Annotated in this window: 13 protein-coding genes and 1 tRNA gene; 9 read left to right on the forward strand and 5 right to left on the reverse strand. The window is 57.1% G+C overall.

What is annotated here, in order from left to right; translation table 11 throughout:
- Positions 1-30 precede the first annotated feature (30 nt).
- Genes B9Z37_RS11925 through lptF form a run of 3 tightly spaced genes read right to left on the reverse strand, consistent with a single transcriptional unit; the run spans position 31 to position 2,632 of the window.
- Positions 31-423, reverse strand: a complete 393-nt coding sequence (locus B9Z37_RS11925; RefSeq protein ID WP_108313236.1) for a sirohydrochlorin chelatase — start codon at positions 421-423, stop codon at positions 31-33.
- Complete coding sequence (gene lptG, locus B9Z37_RS11930) at positions 420-1,526, reverse strand: LPS export ABC transporter permease LptG (protein WP_108313237.1); 1,107 nt, start codon at positions 1,524-1,526, stop codon at positions 420-422. Before lptG ends, B9Z37_RS11925 begins: the two co-directional genes overlap by 4 nt.
- On the reverse strand, positions 1,523-2,632 hold the full coding sequence (gene lptF / locus B9Z37_RS11935) for an LPS export ABC transporter permease LptF (protein ID WP_108313238.1): 1,110 nt from the start codon (positions 2,630-2,632) through the stop codon (positions 1,523-1,525). The genes lptG and lptF overlap by 4 nt, the downstream gene beginning before the upstream one ends.
- 23 nt (positions 2,633-2,655) lie before the next feature.
- On the opposite strand from lptF, the gene B9Z37_RS11940 reads away from it, so the two are divergent.
- The 4 genes from B9Z37_RS11940 to B9Z37_RS11950 all read left to right on the forward strand — a co-directional run bounded on the left by B9Z37_RS11940 (position 2,656) and on the right by B9Z37_RS11950 (position 6,142).
- Positions 2,656-4,152 carry a leucyl aminopeptidase gene (locus B9Z37_RS11940; protein ID WP_108313239.1) on the forward strand — a complete coding sequence of 499 codons (1,497 nt, stop codon included), beginning with the start codon at positions 2,656-2,658 and terminating at the stop codon, positions 4,150-4,152.
- 10 nt (positions 4,153-4,162) lie between these two features.
- Positions 4,163-4,597, forward strand: a complete 435-nt coding sequence (locus B9Z37_RS11945) for a DNA polymerase III subunit chi (RefSeq protein WP_108313240.1) — start codon at positions 4,163-4,165, stop codon at positions 4,595-4,597.
- Positions 4,598-4,734: 137 nt separating this feature from the next.
- Complete coding sequence (locus tag B9Z37_RS14710; protein WP_276308865.1) at positions 4,735-4,857, forward strand: hypothetical protein; 123 nt, start codon at positions 4,735-4,737, stop codon at positions 4,855-4,857.
- Between the two features lie 118 nt (positions 4,858-4,975).
- Entirely contained in the window at positions 4,976-6,142 is a 1,167-nt protein-coding gene (locus B9Z37_RS11950; protein ID WP_108313241.1) for a branched-chain amino acid ABC transporter substrate-binding protein, read from the forward strand.
- Between the two features lie 103 nt (positions 6,143-6,245).
- On the opposite strand, the gene B9Z37_RS11955 is transcribed toward B9Z37_RS11950, so the two are convergent.
- Positions 6,246-6,336: transfer RNA gene (locus tag B9Z37_RS11955), tRNA-Ser, on the reverse strand.
- Between the two features lie 186 nt (positions 6,337-6,522).
- Here B9Z37_RS11955 and B9Z37_RS11960 point away from each other — a divergent pair.
- Positions 6,523-8,796, forward strand: coding sequence for an arginine/lysine/ornithine decarboxylase (locus tag B9Z37_RS11960; RefSeq protein ID WP_108313242.1), 2,274 nt, complete (start codon positions 6,523-6,525; stop codon positions 8,794-8,796).
- Between the two features lie 469 nt (positions 8,797-9,265).
- Here the strand turns inward: B9Z37_RS11960 and fabI are convergent, their stop codons facing one another.
- Positions 9,266-10,081: an enoyl-ACP reductase FabI gene (gene fabI / locus B9Z37_RS11970; protein WP_108313244.1), complete on the reverse strand. Its 816-nt coding sequence runs from the start codon at positions 10,079-10,081 to the stop codon at positions 9,266-9,268.
- 49 nt (positions 10,082-10,130) lie between these two features.
- On the opposite strand from fabI, the gene B9Z37_RS11975 reads away from it, so the two are divergent.
- From B9Z37_RS11975 to B9Z37_RS11990, 4 genes are read left to right on the forward strand one after another with little or no spacing between them, the layout of a single operon-like run.
- Positions 10,131-12,038, forward strand: a complete 1,908-nt coding sequence (locus B9Z37_RS11975; RefSeq protein ID WP_240606704.1) for an extracellular solute-binding protein — start codon at positions 10,131-10,133, stop codon at positions 12,036-12,038.
- 3 nt (positions 12,039-12,041) lie between these two features.
- Positions 12,042-13,079 (forward strand): microcin C ABC transporter permease YejB, encoded by a 1,038-nt coding sequence (locus tag B9Z37_RS11980; RefSeq protein ID WP_108313245.1) that lies wholly within the window; start codon positions 12,042-12,044, stop codon positions 13,077-13,079.
- Positions 13,076-14,131: an ABC transporter permease gene (locus B9Z37_RS11985; RefSeq protein WP_108313246.1), complete on the forward strand. Its 1,056-nt coding sequence runs from the start codon at positions 13,076-13,078 to the stop codon at positions 14,129-14,131. Before B9Z37_RS11980 ends, B9Z37_RS11985 begins: the two co-directional genes overlap by 4 nt.
- Positions 14,128-15,726, forward strand: a complete 1,599-nt coding sequence (locus tag B9Z37_RS11990; protein ID WP_108313247.1) for an ABC transporter ATP-binding protein — start codon at positions 14,128-14,130, stop codon at positions 15,724-15,726. The genes B9Z37_RS11985 and B9Z37_RS11990 overlap by 4 nt, the downstream gene beginning before the upstream one ends.
- The last annotated feature ends 53 nt before the right edge of the window (positions 15,727-15,779 follow it).

The following is a 15,779-nucleotide window of genomic DNA, read 5'->3' on the forward strand; positions in this document are numbered from 1 at the left end:
ATTGACTTTCAACATTATGCTTTAACTGGTCTATGGAGTGATGGCTTGGTTGGCTGCAATGTCGGCCATGAGCTGGGTCATGGCCGGGTGTTCGCCAATGGCGGGCAGCAATTCAAACTGCACTTGTGGGTAGGCTTGGGCGAGGTCGTTGACCAGCGCGGGCAGGTCTTCGCGTGCGTGACGACCCACCCCCAAAAACATGGGCACGATGCGCAAATGCGTCACGCCCCGCATCATCATGGTCTCCACAGTGGTGGCCAGGTCGGGGGTGGTCAGCTCCAGAAAAGCACATGCCACGGCCAAGCCCGGCCAGCGCTGGGTCATTTGCTGGGCGACGGCATCAATGGGCAATCGCCACAAGGGGTCGCGTGAGCCATGGGCAAAAAGAATCACGCCCGTCTGGGTGTTCAAGTTCGTTGTCATTGTCGTAAGACCATCCACCAAAAACCCAGCAAGGAAATCGCGCTGTACAGCAAGGCCGGTGCTGCAGCGGTCAGCCAAGGTTGCCAGTTTTGCAAATTGCCAACAAAGCTGAAGAGGTTGTTGAGCAATGCAAAGCTGATGCCTGCGAGAACCCCACCAAAGACATGGCCTGCAATTTGGCCCGAGCGAAAGTGCAGGTAGGCGAAGGGCAAGGCCATGACCAGCATGACCAGGCAACTCAAGGGGTAGAAAACCTTGCGCCAGAACTCGATTTCGTAGCGCTGTGCGTTTTGCTGGTTGCTTGCCAAATGGCGCATGTATTTGAACAGTTCCCAGGTTTGCATGCGGTCTGGACTGAGAACGGCCGCGGCCACCATGTCGGCGCTGATTTCCGTGCTCCAGGCCATGTTGGCGTGCTTGGCTGCGGTGTATTGCAGTGCGTTTTGGCTTGTCTCCACCCGAATGGACTTTTGTTCCACTTGCTGCAGCTGCCATGTACCGGTGCCCACTTCGCCCAGAGGGGCGGTGGTGATGGCCAGCAACTGTCCGGCCTCATTGAACTCATGAATCCGGATATTTTCCATGCGGCTGATGCCGTCAAAACTCCGAACGTTCACCGCGAAATGCCGCTGGCCTTGCCGTTCTTTGAGCCAGGCCCCTGTTTGACCCACCGTCAAATTGCCTTGAAATCGGCTTTTGAGTAAGACGCCTTGGCGCTCGGCCCAGGGCGCTGCGTAGTCGCCAATCAAAAAAGTCAGCGCCACAAACACCAGCCCTAATTGCATCAAGGAGCCCAAGGCTTTGAGCGGCCCCAGACCGCCGGTGCGCAAAATCGTGAATTCCGAGCTTTGGGCCAGCCTGGCCATCACGAAAATACAGCCAATCAGCACAGAGATGGGAAACAGCTCATAAACGTGGGCTGGAATTTTGAGCGCCACATAAAACAAAGCATGTTGCAGTTTGTAGCCTTGACTGGCCAGTCGTGACAGGTTCTGCAGTTCGTCCACGAGGTCGAAGAACAGGAACAAGGCGAGAAAGCCAATGCCCACAAAAGTCACGGCCCGAATGATTTCGCCATGCAGCAAGCTGCGTACGGTTTTCATGCTGCGCCCTTGCTCTGTGTGGCGTTCAGGGGCCTGAGAAATCGCCATGACCAGTTGAAGTGTCGCGCCGAGAGCCAAAGCATGGCGACCACAAAGACGCCGCCATGCAGGCCCAGCATGAAGGGCGCAATGTTGACGCGCCCGGTGCTGATCCAGCTTTGGCCAACGTTGACCATGTTGTAGTACGCCACAAAGACAAACAGGGCCAAGGCCAAGTGGTAGCTGCGCCCGCCCCGGGGATTGACGGCCGATACGGCCAAGGCGAGCAGCATCAGGTTGATGCCGGCCAAACCCAAGCCCAGGCGCCAAGACAGTTCAGCCCAATTTTCGCGGCTGGGATTTTTCAGAAGTTCCCAACTTGGGGTGTGGCGGCTGGTGAACGCAGAAGAGGGGATTCCCACATCGGAGTCCACCAGCAGTTCATAGTGTTCAAACTGGGTCAATCGGGTCTCACCGGTCTCACGGTTGGTCAGCCACTGCTGCCCCTTGTCCAGAATCAAGAACCGGTCATTGCCAGTGAGTTCAATGCGTCCTTGTTGGGCGGTGGTCACACTTTCCATGCCTCCCTCCATGCTGGAGATGAAGACATGGTTGCCGAAACGGTTGTCCGGACTGTCTTTGTCGATGAAGAAGACGCGTTGTCCGCCGGCCGACTCCTGAAATTGGCCGGGTGCAACGCGTTCGATGTCGTTGCGTTTTTCAAAGCGCTGTTTCAGATCCTGAATTTGCTGGTTGCTCCAGGGCCAGGCAAAAAGCGCCAGCAGGGTGACGATCAGCAGGACGGGCCAGGCAAATCGGAAAAGTGGGCGCACAAAATGCCCCAAACCCTGTCCACTCGAAAACCAGATCACCATTTCACTGTCGCTGTACATCCGCGAAAGTGTGGCCACCACGGTGATGAACAGGCTCAAGGTGATGATGGTGGTCAGCTGGCTCAGCACGCTGAACCCCATGACCAACAAGACCTCTGAGGGGTTGACGCTGCCGCGGCTGGCTTGGCCCAGTGTCCGGATCAGGATGATGGTGATCACAATGGTGACCAAAACCACCAGCGTGGCCCCGAAATTGCGGGCAAGGTCTTTGCGTAAAGTGGAATGGAATAACATCGGTACGAAGGAAAAGCTGAATTATGAACTTCGAAATCCAAAAACGCGCTCTCTCCAGTGTTATTCGTGACGATCTGGATGCCTTGGTTGTTTTATGGCCTGCGCAAGACAAAGCGGTTGTCGCGGGCCAGGATCCGGTGGCCTCCTTGGTGAGGGCGGCCGTCCAGCACGGTGATTTTGAGCACAAACCGGGTGCAGTGTTGTCTTTGTACGCACATCCGGGCATCAAAGCCCGTCATCTGGTGGTCGTTTGTGTGGGCGATGGCACGCCAACCCATGTTCGAAGCGCGGTGCTCGCTGCCTGGAATGCACTCAAGTCGGCCAAGATCAAGCGCATGGGGCTTCATGCTGTGATGGACCTGTCCACTCAGCTGTTGCAAATGGCCGTTTCGACTTTGGCCGATGCCAGTTACAGCTACACCAGTACCCTGAGCAAACCCAAGCCTCGAACCCTCAAGCAAGTCGTGTTCAGCGGGAATGCGGCCAACGCCGAGTTGCGTGGGGCCATTGCCCAGGCGCAAGCGCTGGTAGCAGGCGTCGAAGTGGCCAAAGAATGGGCCAACCGCCCAGCCAACCATTGCACACCGGCCATGCTGGCCGATGCCGCCAAGTCCATTGCCAAAGGTGCGGCTTTCAAATGCGAGGTGCTGGGCCCCAAAGAGGTTACCAAATTGGGCATGGGCGCCTTTTTGGCGGTTGCCCGCGGTGCTGCAGAGCCTTTGCGGTTCATTGTGATGCGTTACAACGGCGCAGCCGCAGCCCAAGCCCCCGTGGTGCTGGTGGGCAAGGGGATCACATTCGATACCGGCGGTATTTCCATCAAGCCGGCTGCCGAAATGGACGAGATGAAATACGACATGTGCGGCGCGGCCAGTGTCTTGGGGGTTTTCAAGGCCTTGGGTGAGCTCAAGCCCGCCATCAACGTGGTGGGCTTGATTCCTGCCACCGAGAACATGCCCGATGGCTTGGCGGTCAAGCCGGGTGATGTGGTCACCAGCATGAGTGGCCAGACCATTGAAATTTTGAACACCGATGCAGAAGGGCGTTTGGTGCTCTGCGATGCGCTGACGTATGCCGAGCGGTTCAAGCCCCAAGCTGTGATCGACATTGCCACCTTGACCGGCGCCTGCGTGATTGCACTCGGCGCTGTTCGCTCGGGCCTTTTTTCGAGCAACGATGCCTTGGCACAGTCACTCCTGAGTGCGGGTGATGCGTCGGGTGATGGCTGCTGGCGCATGCCGTTGGACGATGACTATGCGGAAGGCCTCAAGTCGCGTTTCGCAGACGTGGCCAACGTGGCCGGTCGTCAGGCGGGCTCGGTCACCGCAGCCAAGTTTTTGCAACGCTTTGCGTCGCGTTATCCGTGGGCCCACTTGGACATTGCCGGAACGGCTTGGCGAAGCGGAGCGGCTAAAGGTGCCACAGGCCGGCCTGTCGGTTTGCTGATGCATTACCTCTTGGCACAAGTGAGTCAAGTGCAAAAAGGGCCAGCCAAAACCGCTGCTGCACGCCGCCGTTGACTGGGTGCAGATGACCCGGATTGAATTTCATTTCAATGCGCCCGAGCGCTTGCAATATGCCTGTCGACTTTTGCGCAAGGCGCATGGACGTGGCTTGAGCTTGGGGGTTGTGGGCTCCGAGGCCGCATTGCGCCAATTGGACGCAGCGCTTTGGACTTTTTCTGAGACAGATTTTTTGCCACACAGCACAGCGGCAGATGCCCAAGATGTGCAGGATGCCTCGCCCATTCGCTTTCATGTTGATCCGCTTCAGTTGAGCGGGATGGATGTGCTGGTGAACCTGGGCGATGACGTGCCTCAAGGTTTTGAAAAGTTTGAGCGCTTGATCGAGATCGTGGCCACCGACGACCATGGCCGAATGACTGCGCGCCAACGCTGGCGGCATTACACCGCCCAAGGCTACGATTTATTGCAACACGATTTGTCCAAGGTTTCTGCGCCATGACATCGCCTGAATCAGAGCGCTTTTCTGAACACGCACCTTTGGTTGTTCCAGTTTTAAGCACGGTTGTTCCGCAACATCAAATACCCTTCGATTTGATGGCGGCGTTGGATGCGCGTGAATCTGAACGGGTTTCTTTTATGGCTTTAGCCGACGACTTGGTCCAAGCTTTGCGCCCTGAATTGGAGCGCATGACCACCGAATTGGTGCGGCGCAGCTTGCAGCAGGCTTGGGCCAAGCGTTTTCGCCCAGAGTGGGACTGAGTAGCCAAATAACCTTGGTTGTTTGGCGAGAATTTTGGTTTTCCCTAGGCCACAAGCGGTCAGATTTGCAGTATCTTTACGGCTTGCTTAATTGAAGCAATTTATTTTCGGAGTTTCTATGAAATTTTCTGGTGTGCGTTCTTTGACAGTGGTTTCTGTGGCCGTTGCTGCAGTTGTTTTGGCTGCTTGTGGCAAAAAAGATGCTGCATCCGACGCCACAGTGATCAAAATTGGTCACGTGGGTCCTGTCAGCGGTGCCATTGCTCACTTGGGCAAAGACAACGAAAACGGTGCCCGCATGGCCATTGAAGAACTCAATGCTGCTGGCCTGAAAATCGGTGACAAGGCTGTCAAATTTGAATTGCTGGCTGAAGACGATGCTGCCGATCCCAAGCAAGGCACGGCGGCTGCTCAGAAGCTGGTCGACGCCAAAGTCAACGGCGTGATTGGTCACCTGAACTCCGGTACCACCATTCCTGCTTCGCAGCTGTACAACGCTGCAGGCATTCCTCAGATCTCTCCATCCGCTACAAACCCCAAGTACACCCGTCAGGGTTACACCGGCGCGTTCCGCGTGATGGCTGACGATGTGCATTTGGGCGGCACCTTGGGCAAATACGCTGTGGAAACCCTCAAGGGCAAAAACATCGCTGTGATCGATGACCGTACAGCTTACGGCCAAGGCGTGGCTGAAGAGTTCAAGAAGGGCGCCACCGCTGCTGGCGGCACCATCGTCGGTCACGAATTCACCACCGACAAAGCTTCTGACTTCAACTCCATCCTGACCACTCTGAAGGCCAAGAAGCCTGACGTCGTGTTCTTCGGCGGCATGGACGCTGTGGCTGGCCCCATGCTGCGCCAGATGAAATCTCTGGGCATCAACGCCAAGTTCTTGGGCGGTGACGGCATCTGCACTTCCGAGCTGGCCAAGTTGGCTGGCGACGCCATGAAAGACGAGTCGGTCTTCTGTGCTGAAGCTGGTGGTGTTGAAGGCGAACAAAAAGCCGGTATGGACAAGTTCCGTACCGATTTCAAAGCCAAATTCAATGCCGACGTGCAGGTGTACGCCCCTTACGTTTATGACGCTGTCAAAGTCATGGCCACAGCCATGGTGACTGCAGGCTCGGCTGATCCAGCCAAGTACCTGCCAGCTTTGAAAGCCATCAACTACAAAGGCGTGACTGGCAACATCGCGTTTGACGAAAAAGGCGACATCAAGAACGGCGCTTTGACTCTGTACACCTACAAAGGTGGTGAGCGCGCTCAACTCGCAGTCGTCCGCTGATCTTAAAGCCCCCGGTTTCGGGGGCTTTTTTCTTGCCCTGGCACGACCAGGGTTTGAAAGCACAGACGAAAAAAAGCCTGCACATGTGCAGGCTTTTTTGTTTTGGCGGAGCAGGCGGGATTCGAACCCGCGGTGGGCTATTAACCCACACACGCTTTCCAGGCGTGCGACTTAAACCACTCATCCACCGCTCCGAAGCGTCGTATTGTAGCAGCGTAAAAGGCCCATTTAGGCTCTTGAACCTTTTGTCTGCCCTGATTCGCACATTGGTTTTTTTGTGAATTCTGGATGACAGTGGTTTTACGGGGGGGTTTTGTCCTTAAACTTCGCCTCTGTTTGAATTCCTTTGTCCCTTCTTTGGCGCACAGCCCGACAAGCCCATGAAATTTCGCTTTCCCATCGTCATCATTGACGAAGACTACCGCTCCGAAAACACATCGGGCCTGGGCATTCGGGCTTTGGCCGATGCAATCATCAGCGAAGGTTTCGAAGTTCTGGGTGTGACCAGTTACGGCGACTTGTCTCAGTTTGCGCAGCAGCAAAGCCGTGCCAGCGCGTTCATCTTGTCGATCGACGACGAAGAGTTCTCGCCAGGCCCTGATCTGGACCCTGCGGTGATCAACCTGCGGGCCTTCATTGATGAAGTGCGTCGCAAAAATGCTGACGTGCCGATCTACATTTATGGCGAGACCAAAACATCGCGCCATTTGCCCAACGACATCCTGCGCGAGCTGCACGGCTTTATACACATGTTTGAAGACACGCCCGAGTTTGTGGCGCGTCACATCATCCGCGAAGCCAAGAGCTATCTCGAAGGCGTGCAGCCCCCATTCTTTAAAGCATTGCTCGATTACGCCGAAGACGGCTCATATTCGTGGCACTGCCCGGGCCACTCGGGGGGCGTGGCTTTTTTGAAGAGCCCAGTGGGCCAGATGTACCACCAGTTTTATGGCGAAAACATGCTGCGCGCCGACGTGTGCAACGCGGTGGAAGAACTGGGCCAGTTGCTGGACCACAACGGTGCCATTGGCGAGAGCGAGCGCAACGCCGCCCGCATCTTCAATGCCGACCACTGTTTCTTCGTGACCAACGGCACCAGCACTTCCAACAAAATCGTCTGGCACCACACCGTGGCGCCTGGTGACGTGGTGGTGGTGGACCGCAATTGCCACAAATCCATCTTGCACGCGATCATCATGACCGGCGCGATTCCGGTTTTCATGAAGCCCACACGCAACCATTTCGGCATCATTGGGCCCATCCCCAAAAGCGAGTTCGAGCCTTCAGCCATCATGGCCAAGATCAAGGCCAACCCTTTGCTCAAGGGCGTGGACCCGAAAAAGGTCAAGCCGCGTGTGATGACCCTCACGCAGTCCACCTACGACGGCGTTTTGTACAACACCGAAACCATCAAGAGCATGCTGGATGGCTATGTGGAAAACCTGCACTTTGATGAAGCCTGGTTGCCGCATGCTGCTTTCCACCCGTTTTATGGTCCTTATCATTCGATGGGCAAAAAGCGCGCACGGCCGAAAGAGTCGATGGTGTACGCCACGCAATCTATCCACAAGTTGTTGGCAGGTATCAGTCAGGCCAGCCATGTGTTGGTGCAAGACGCACAAAACACCAAGCTCGACCGCCCGCTGTTCAATGAGGCATACCTGATGCACACGTCGACCAGCCCGCAGTACAGCATCATTGCCAGCTGCGATGTGGCGGCCGCCATGATGGAGCCACCCGGTGGTACTGCGCTGGTGGAAGAAAGCATTGCCGAAGCGTTGGATTTCCGCCGCGCCATGCGAAAAATCGATGCCGAGTACGGCAAAGACTGGTGGTTCAAGGTTTGGGGCCCTGAGAAGTTTGCCGAAGAAGGCATTGGCCGAGCTGATGACTGGATCTTGCGCAATGATCCGCGTAAGAAAACCAGCAAATGGCATGGTTTCGGTCAGCAACTGGCCGATGGCTTCAACATGCTGGACCCGATCAAGTCGACCATCGTCACGCCAGGCCTGGATCTGGATGGCAAGTTTGACAAGACTGGTATTCCGGCATCGATCGTCAGCAAGTTTTTGACCGAGCACGGTGTGGTGGTCGAAAAAACTGGCCTCTACAGCTTCTTCATCATGTTCACCATCGGCATCACCAAGGGCCGCTGGAACACGCTGTTGACTGCTTTGCAGCAGTTCAAGGACGAGTACGCCAAGAACCAGCCGATGTGGAAAATCATGCCGGAGTTCTGCCAGAAGCACCCGCGCTATGAGCGCATGGGCCTGCGTGACCTGTGCCAGCACGTGCACGAGATGTACGCCAAGTACGATATTGCCCGCTTGACCACCGAGATGTATTTGTCGGACTTGGCACCTGCCATGCGCCCTTCAGACGCTTATGCCCACATTGCGCAGCGCAAGACCGAGCGCGTGGAAATCGACCACCTGGAAGGTCGCATCACCGTGGGCCTGGTCACACCTTACCCACCGGGCATTCCACTGTTGATTCCCGGCGAAGTCTTCAACAAGAAGATCGTGGACTACCTCAAGTTCGCTCGCGAGTTCAACGAAAAGTGCCCTGGCTTTGAGACCGATATCCACGGTTTGGTGGAAATTAAAGACGACGATGGCAAGAAGCGGTACTTTGCGGATTGCGTGAAGGCTTAAGGCATTTGCGGTGGGTTTTTGCCTCTTGGGTCCGAGGGGAGGGCAGGTGAGTTGGGGCCCTGTGCGGGGGCTCAGAGGCGCTTCGCTTTGCCACATCGCCCCCGCACAGGGCCCCAACTCACCTGCGGGGGAGAATTGAAAAAAGCGGGTTTCGCCGCTTTTTTCAATTTCAGCGCATGGTTTTTTTTAGCCATATTTGACGACCTTGGCTTTGACTTTTGTCGTGTCCAACGATGTCTGCGATCGAAGGCGCATGCCTTGGCTGTATTGGATACCCGCGTGCGCGGGTATGACAGAGGATATTTCTCGAGACAGACCAGTCGCCACTTAGCCTGGGGTGAGGCGGGCGCTGAACCGGGCGATTTGGCGAGCGAAGCGAGTTATGAGCCCGGGCAGCGCCTGCCTCAGCTCAGGCGGTTTTTGCAGAAGCTGAAGCCTGGCTTGAAAAGCTTCAGCCCATGACAAAGTATCAAGCCGCAGCCGCTGGCTCCGCAATCCCACCGACCACCTGGCTGAAACCACCGTCCACATAAGTGATCTCAGCGGTCACACCAGCGGCCAAATCGCTCAACAAGAACGCAGCCACATTGCCCACATCGTCAATGGTCACGTTGCGGCGAATCGGCGAGGCTTCGGCCACCACCGACAAAATTTTGCCAAAACCCTTGATGCCGCTGGCGGCCAGCGTCTTGATGGGGCCGGCCGAAATGCCGTTGGCTCGCAGGCCACGGTTCTGGCTGCCCAGCGACTCGGCCAGGTAACGCACCGACGCTTCCAGACTGGCCTTGGCCAAGCCCATGGTGTTGTAGTTGGGCACGGTGCGGATCGCACCCAGATACGTCAGGGTCAGCACGGCCGCCTTGTCGTTCAGGTAGGGCAGGGCAGCCTTGGCCATGGCGGGGAAGCTGTAGGCACTGATGTCGTGGGCAATTTTGAAGCCTTCGCGGGACAGACCGTCTAGGAAATCTCCGGCGATGGCTTCGCGCGGGGCATAACCAATCGCGTGCACAAAGCCGTCGATCTTGGGCCAGGTGGCCGACAAGTCGGTGAACAGCTTTTCGATTTGTTCGTCGCTGCCCACGTCGCAGTCAAAAATCAGCTTGGAGCCAAAGTCGGCCGCGAATTCGGTGATGCGGTCCTTGAAACGCTCGCCCACGTAACTGAAAGCCAGTTCGGCCCCTTGCTCGTGGCAAGCCTTGGCGATGCCATAGGCGATCGAGCGGTTGGACAACACGCCGGTGATCAACAGCTTTTTGCCTGACAGAAATCCTGTTTTTGTAGTCATGTCTTCAACTCCTGGAAAATGTGTGCAGAATTGTCGCATGCGAAGACCCATGGCCCGATTTTGGACAAACTGCTTGCTGGCCCTCGGGCTCTGGACGACAGCCACGGCGTGGGCGGCGCACGCTTATGCGCAGTTTGGTGACATCCGCTACCCCGCAGGTTTTGCGAATTTCTCGTATGTGAACCCCGCTGCACCCAAAGGCGGCGAGATCATTTTGGTGCCCCCCACGCGCCAGTCCAATTTCGACAAGTACAACCCCTTCACCCTCAAAGGCAGCGCACCCCCTTCCATGCTGGCCATGATGTTCGACACCTTGCTGGTGGGCAACATGGACGAGCCGACCACGGCTTATGGCTTGCTGGCTTCGGACACTCAGGTGTCGGCTGACCGCATGTCGGTGACATTTCAGATCCACCCCCAGGCCCGCTTTCACAACGGAGACCCCGTGCTGGCCGCCGATGTGCGCCACTCTTTTGAACGCCTGACCAGCAAGCAGGCCGCACCGCAGTACCGCACTTATTTTGGCGAGGTCAAGGCCGCCACTGTATTGGGTGAGCGCAGCATCCGCTTTGATTTTGTGCGGCCCAACAGTGAACTGCCTTTGATCGTGGGCAGCTTGCCCGTGTTCAGCCAAAAATGGGGCCTGCAAGGCAACGCGCACAAGCCGCTGGACCAAATGGTCATGGACATCCCGATTTCGTCGGGGCCTTACCGCATCGGTCCAGTGCAGTTTGGCAAAGACATCACGTATGTGCGCGACCTGGCTTATTGGGCCAAAGACCTGAACGTGCGCAAGGGTCTGTTCAACTTCGACCGCATCACCTACAAAATTTACAAGGACAGCACAGCGCAGCTCGAAGCCTTCAAGGCGGGCGAGTTCGATTACATGCAGTCGTTCATTGCGCGGGAATGGGCCAGGGCCTTCACGGGCCGGGCATTTGATCGAGGCGAACTGATCAAGGCCGAGTTGCCGCATGGCAATGCGGGCGACTTTCAGGGTTTTCAGTTCAACCTGCGCCGAGACAAGTTCAAGGATGTGCGTGTGCGCCAAGCGATTGCTTTGGCCATGGACTTTGAATGGTTGAACCGCCAGCTGTTTTACAACGCCTACAGCCGTGTGCGTGGCTATTTCGTGGCCAGTGACTTCGAAGCCAAAGGCCGACCCGGCCCCGATGAATTGGCCTTGCTGCAGCCTTTGAGGGCCAAGTTGCCTGCGGCCGTGTTCGAGCAAGACGTGCCCTTGCCCCCCAAGACGGATTTGGCCATGGACGCGGGCCACAGCTTGCGCGACCACCTGCGCCAAGCCCGTGATTTGCTCAATGATGCGGGCTGGACTTACCGCGACGGCGCTTTGCGCAATGCCAACGGACAGGCGCTGACACTCGAATTTCTGGACAGCTCGGGCTCCATGGGGCGCGTGGTCACACCCTTTGCCAAGAACCTCGAAAAGCTGGGTATTCAGGTGCAATACAAAGTGATCGACTTCGCCCTGTTGCAAAAGCGCATGGACGTGTTTGACTTTGACATCGTCAGCAATCGCACCGTGGGCAGCGAAGCGCCTGGCACCGAGTTGCTGGAGCGCTTTGGCAGCAAGTCTGCCGATGTGGAGGGTTCGGGCAATGTGTTGGGCCTGAAGGATCCGGCTGTCGATGCCTTGCTCGACAAAGCCGTGAGCGCCACCACCCGGCCGGAACTGGTCACGAGCTTGCGTGCGCTGGACCGTGTTTTGCGACATGGCCATTATGTGGTGCCGCACTGGTATGGCGCGGTGCACCGTGTGTCCTGGCGTGCTGCGGCTTTTGACCGGCCTGCCACCTTGCCCCGGTATTACCAACCAGAAGCCTTGGTGACTTCGGTTTGGTGGTCCAGGTCGGCGGGCGCAACTACTCACACCTTTGCTGCACCGGTGTCATCAACCACCCCCGTCGGCAAGGACGCGTTCAAGAAAGGCCCTTGATCCATGTTGGCCTACATATTAAAGCGCTTGTTGTTGATGGTCCCGACCTTGTTCGGGGTCTTGCTGATGACTTTTGCGGTGATCCAGTTTGTGCCCGGTGGGCCGGTGGAGCAAATGGTGGCCCAACTGCAGGGGCGCGACACGGGCGGGGAGGGCGCCGCTGCCGCAGGCAGTGGCTACCGCGGCCGTCAGGGGGTGGACGCCGCGCGCATTGCCGAGATCAAAACGCTCTATGGTTTTGACAAGCCACCCACTGAGCGTTTCTGGATGATGCTCAAACAGTTTGCGCAGTTTGATCTGGGCAAAAGCTTTTTCTATCCCAAAGACGTCTGGAGCCTGATCAAGGAAAAACTGCCGGTCTCGATCAGCCTGGGTTTGTGGACGTTTTTCCTGAGCTATCTGGTATCGGTGCCTTTGGGCATTGCCAAGGCGGTGCGGGCAGGCACTCGTTTTGACACCCTGACCAGTTTGCTGGTGCTGGTGGGTTATGCGATTCCGGGCTTTGTGTTGGGTGTGGCTTTGCTGGTGATTTTTGGCGGGCAGTTGCAGTGGTTCCCGCTGAGGGGGCTGACTTCGTCCAACTGGGAACAGCTCAGCTGGGGTGCCAAGGTGGTCGATTATTTGTGGCACATCGCCTTGCCGGTCACGGCCAGTGTGCTGGGCTCTTTTGCGGTCATCACCATGCTGACCAAAAACGCGTTCCTCGAAGAAATCCGCAAGCAATATGTGTTGACGGCCCGAGCCAAAGGCTTGAGTGAAAACCGCGTGCTGTACCGCCATGTCATGCGCAATGCGCTGATTCCCTTGGTCACGGGTTTTCCTGCGGCGTTCATCGGCGCATTTTTCACGGGCTCTTTGTTGATCGAAACCTTGTTTTCGCTCGATGGTCTGGGTTTGCTCAGCTATGAATCGGTCATCCGGCGCGATTACCCGGTGGTGTTGGGCACCTTGTATTTGTTCACGCTGATCGGGCTGGTCACCAAGCTGGTCAGCGACCTTTGTTATTTGTGGGTGGACCCGCGTGTGAAGTTCGACCAATGAGCGCATCAGTGACTCCCTTCTCGTCTGCTCAGGCCTCGCCCACGGCCCGGGCCTGGCAGCGTTTCAAGCGCAACCGCCTGGGTTGGTACAGCCTCCTTGTTTTCATGACCTTGTTCGTGCTCAGCCTGGGAGCCGAGTTCTTGTCGAACGACAAACCTCTGGTGGTGCGCTTTCAGGGGCAGTGGTACTTTCCGGTGGTGCAGACCTTGCCCGAAAAATTGTTTGGTGGCGACTTTGAAACCCCAGCCGATTACCTGGATCCTTTCATACAGCAGCAACTGCGCAAGGATTCCAACTGGGCGTTGCAAGCGCCCAACCCTTACCACCACAGCACACTCGATTACTTTGCCCCCTTGCCCAATCCGGCGCCACCCAGCACTCGCAACTGGCTGGGCACCGACGACCGGGGCCGTGATGTGCTGGCGCGTTTGCTCTATGGGTTCAGGGTCTCGGTGCTGTTTGCGCTGGCCCTGACGCTGTTTGGTGTTTTGCTGGGCGTGTTGACCGGGGCCGTGCAGGGCTTTTTTGTGGGCAAGACCGACCTGGTTTTTCAGCGCTTCATCGAAATCTGGAGCGCCATGCCCGAGCTGTATTTGCTCATCATCTTCTCGGCGGTGTTCGAGCCCAGCGTGGGCTTGTTGCTGGTATTGCTCAGCCTGTTTGGCTGGATGGGCTTGTCCGACTACGTGCGGGCCGAGTTTTTGCGCAACCGCCAACTCGACTACGTCAAGTCGGCTCGGGCACTGGGTCTTGGGCACTGGCAAATCATGTGGCGGCATGTGCTGCCCAACAGCATGACCCCGGTGGTGACCTTTTTACCCTTCCGCATGAGTGGCGCCATTCTGGCTTTGACCTCGTTGGATTTTCTGGGCCTGGGTGTGCCACCCGGCACGCCCTCATTGGGTGAGCTGCTGTCGCAGGGCAAAAACAACATCGACGCTTGGTGGATTTCGATCTCCACCTTTGGTGTGTTGGTGGTGACCTTGCTGCTGCTGACCTTCATGGGCGATGCCTTGCGCGACGCCCTGGACCCCCGAAAGGCCAACGCATGAGTACGCCCTTGCTTCAATTGCGCGACTTGAGAGTGTCCTTTGGCGACACCGAGGTGGTGCACGGTATCAACCTGAGCATCCACCCTGGTCAGCGTTGTGCGCTGGTGGGCGAGTCGGGCTCGGGCAAGTCGGTCACGGCTTTGTCGGTATTGCGTCTGCTGGAGTCGGCACAACTGCGTGGGCAGGTGTTGTGGCAAGGGCGCGATTTGCTACAACAGTCACCCGCTGAGATGACGCGCATCCGTGGCGATGACATCGCCATGATTTTTCAGGAGCCGATGACCGCACTCAACCCCCTGATGACGGTGGGGCAGCAAATCTCTGAAGTGCTGCAGCTTAAAAAAATGTGGCGTCGCCAAGAGGCCGATCAACGGGCCGAGGCGCTGTTGGCCGAAACCGGTATCGATGACCCGCACCGCCGATTTGGCGCTTACCCGCATCAGCTGTCGGGTGGTCAAAGGCAACGCGCCATGATGGCCATGGCTTTGGCGTCCGAGCCCAAGCTGCTGCTGGCCGATGAACCCACTACCGCGCTGGACGCCAGCTTGCGTTTGCAAATGCTGAATTTGCTGGCCGATTTGCAGGCCAAGACGGGCATGGCCGTGCTCTTGATCACCCACGACCTGGCCTTGGTGCGTCACTTTGCAGACCATGTGGCGGTCATGGAAAAAGGCTATTTGGTGGAGCAGGGGCCCTTGGCCGAGTTGTTTGCACGGCCGCAGCACCCTTACACGCAAAAGCTGCTGGACAGCCGCCCGAGCCGGGAGGGGCTGGTTCCGGTGAGGGCAGACCGGGCCGAGTCACTGCTGCAAGCCCAAGGGCTGCGCGTGCGTTACCCCATGAACTTGCCTGGTTTGCGGGGATGGTTCCAAAAAGACCACTTCACCGCTGTCCAGGCGGCAGATTTCCAGATCGAGGCTGGCACGACCTTGGGGGTCATGGGTGAATCGGGTTCGGGTAAATCCAGTTTGGCGCAAGCGGTGCTGGGCTTGATCCCGTTTGAAGGCGGGCTGTCTTTTGGCGATCAAACGTGGCAAAACTCGCCCGCCCGGGACAAGGCGCTGCGGCAACGCGTGCAGGTGGTATTTCAAGACCCCTATGGCAGCCTTTCGCCCCGAATGACGGTGGGCGAAATCGTTTCGGAGGGTTTGCGCCTGCACCAGCCGCAAGCGCTTGAATCCCAAATTGAGGCCTGTGTTTTGGCCACTTTGGCTGAAGTGGGGCTGAGTACTGCGGATTTTCCGGATTTGCTCAACCGCTATCCGCACTCTTTTTCAGGGGGGCAAAGGCAGCGCATGGCCTTGGCTCGGGCCTTGGTGGTCGAGCCCGATCTGTTGGTGCTGGACGAACCGACCAGCGCTTTGGATGTGACGGTGCAAAAGCAAATATTGAAATTACTGCAGGATTTGCAAAAAACGCGGTCGATTGCTTATTTGTTGATTACCCACGATATCGATGTTTTACGGGCCATGGCCCACCAAGTGATGGTGCTGCAGGCCGGGCAAATCATGGAGGCAGGCACGGCGGATCAGGTTCTGTACCAACCGCGTCACGCTTACACCCGCACTTTGCTGGAGGCCTTTCCAAATGCGTGAACAGATTCACGCTAAACGGGGCTTCGTTTTCCTTAAAAATCACGCACTTAGCG

This window comes from Limnohabitans parvus II-B4 (assembly GCF_003063455.1).
GTDB lineage: Bacteria > Pseudomonadota > Gammaproteobacteria > Burkholderiales > Burkholderiaceae_C > Limnohabitans_A > Limnohabitans_A parvus.

Excerpts from the sequence above, each read along its gene's own strand:
- B9Z37_RS11960 (WP_108313242.1), top strand. The coding sequence starts at position 6,523 with ATGAAATTTCGCTTTCCCATCGTCATCATTGACGAAGACTACCGCTCC.
- B9Z37_RS11980 (WP_108313245.1), top strand. The coding sequence starts at position 12,042 with ATGTTGGCCTACATATTAAAGCGCTTGTTGTTGATGGTCCCGACCTTG.
- B9Z37_RS11990 (WP_108313247.1), top strand. The coding sequence starts at position 14,128 with ATGAGTACGCCCTTGCTTCAATTGCGCGACTTGAGAGTGTCCTTTGGC.
- B9Z37_RS11945 (WP_108313240.1), top strand. The coding sequence starts at position 4,163 with ATGACCCGGATTGAATTTCATTTCAATGCGCCCGAGCGCTTGCAATAT.
- lptF (WP_108313238.1), bottom strand. The coding sequence starts at position 2,632 with ATGTTATTCCATTCCACTTTACGCAAAGACCTTGCCCGCAATTTCGGG.
- B9Z37_RS11950 (WP_108313241.1), top strand. The coding sequence starts at position 4,976 with ATGAAATTTTCTGGTGTGCGTTCTTTGACAGTGGTTTCTGTGGCCGTT.
- fabI (WP_108313244.1), bottom strand. The coding sequence starts at position 10,081 with ATGACTACAAAAACAGGATTTCTGTCAGGCAAAAAGCTGTTGATCACC.
- B9Z37_RS14710 (WP_276308865.1), top strand. The coding sequence starts at position 4,735 with ATGGCTTTAGCCGACGACTTGGTCCAAGCTTTGCGCCCTGAATTGGAG.
- B9Z37_RS11975 (WP_240606704.1), top strand. The coding sequence starts at position 10,131 with ATGGCCCGATTTTGGACAAACTGCTTGCTGGCCCTCGGGCTCTGGACG.
- B9Z37_RS11925 (WP_108313236.1), bottom strand. The coding sequence starts at position 423 with ATGACAACGAACTTGAACACCCAGACGGGCGTGATTCTTTTTGCCCAT.
- lptG (WP_108313237.1), bottom strand. The coding sequence starts at position 1,526 with ATGAAAACCGTACGCAGCTTGCTGCATGGCGAAATCATTCGGGCCGTG.
- B9Z37_RS11940 (WP_108313239.1), top strand. The coding sequence starts at position 2,656 with ATGAACTTCGAAATCCAAAAACGCGCTCTCTCCAGTGTTATTCGTGAC.
- B9Z37_RS11985 (WP_108313246.1), top strand. The coding sequence starts at position 13,076 with ATGAGCGCATCAGTGACTCCCTTCTCGTCTGCTCAGGCCTCGCCCACG.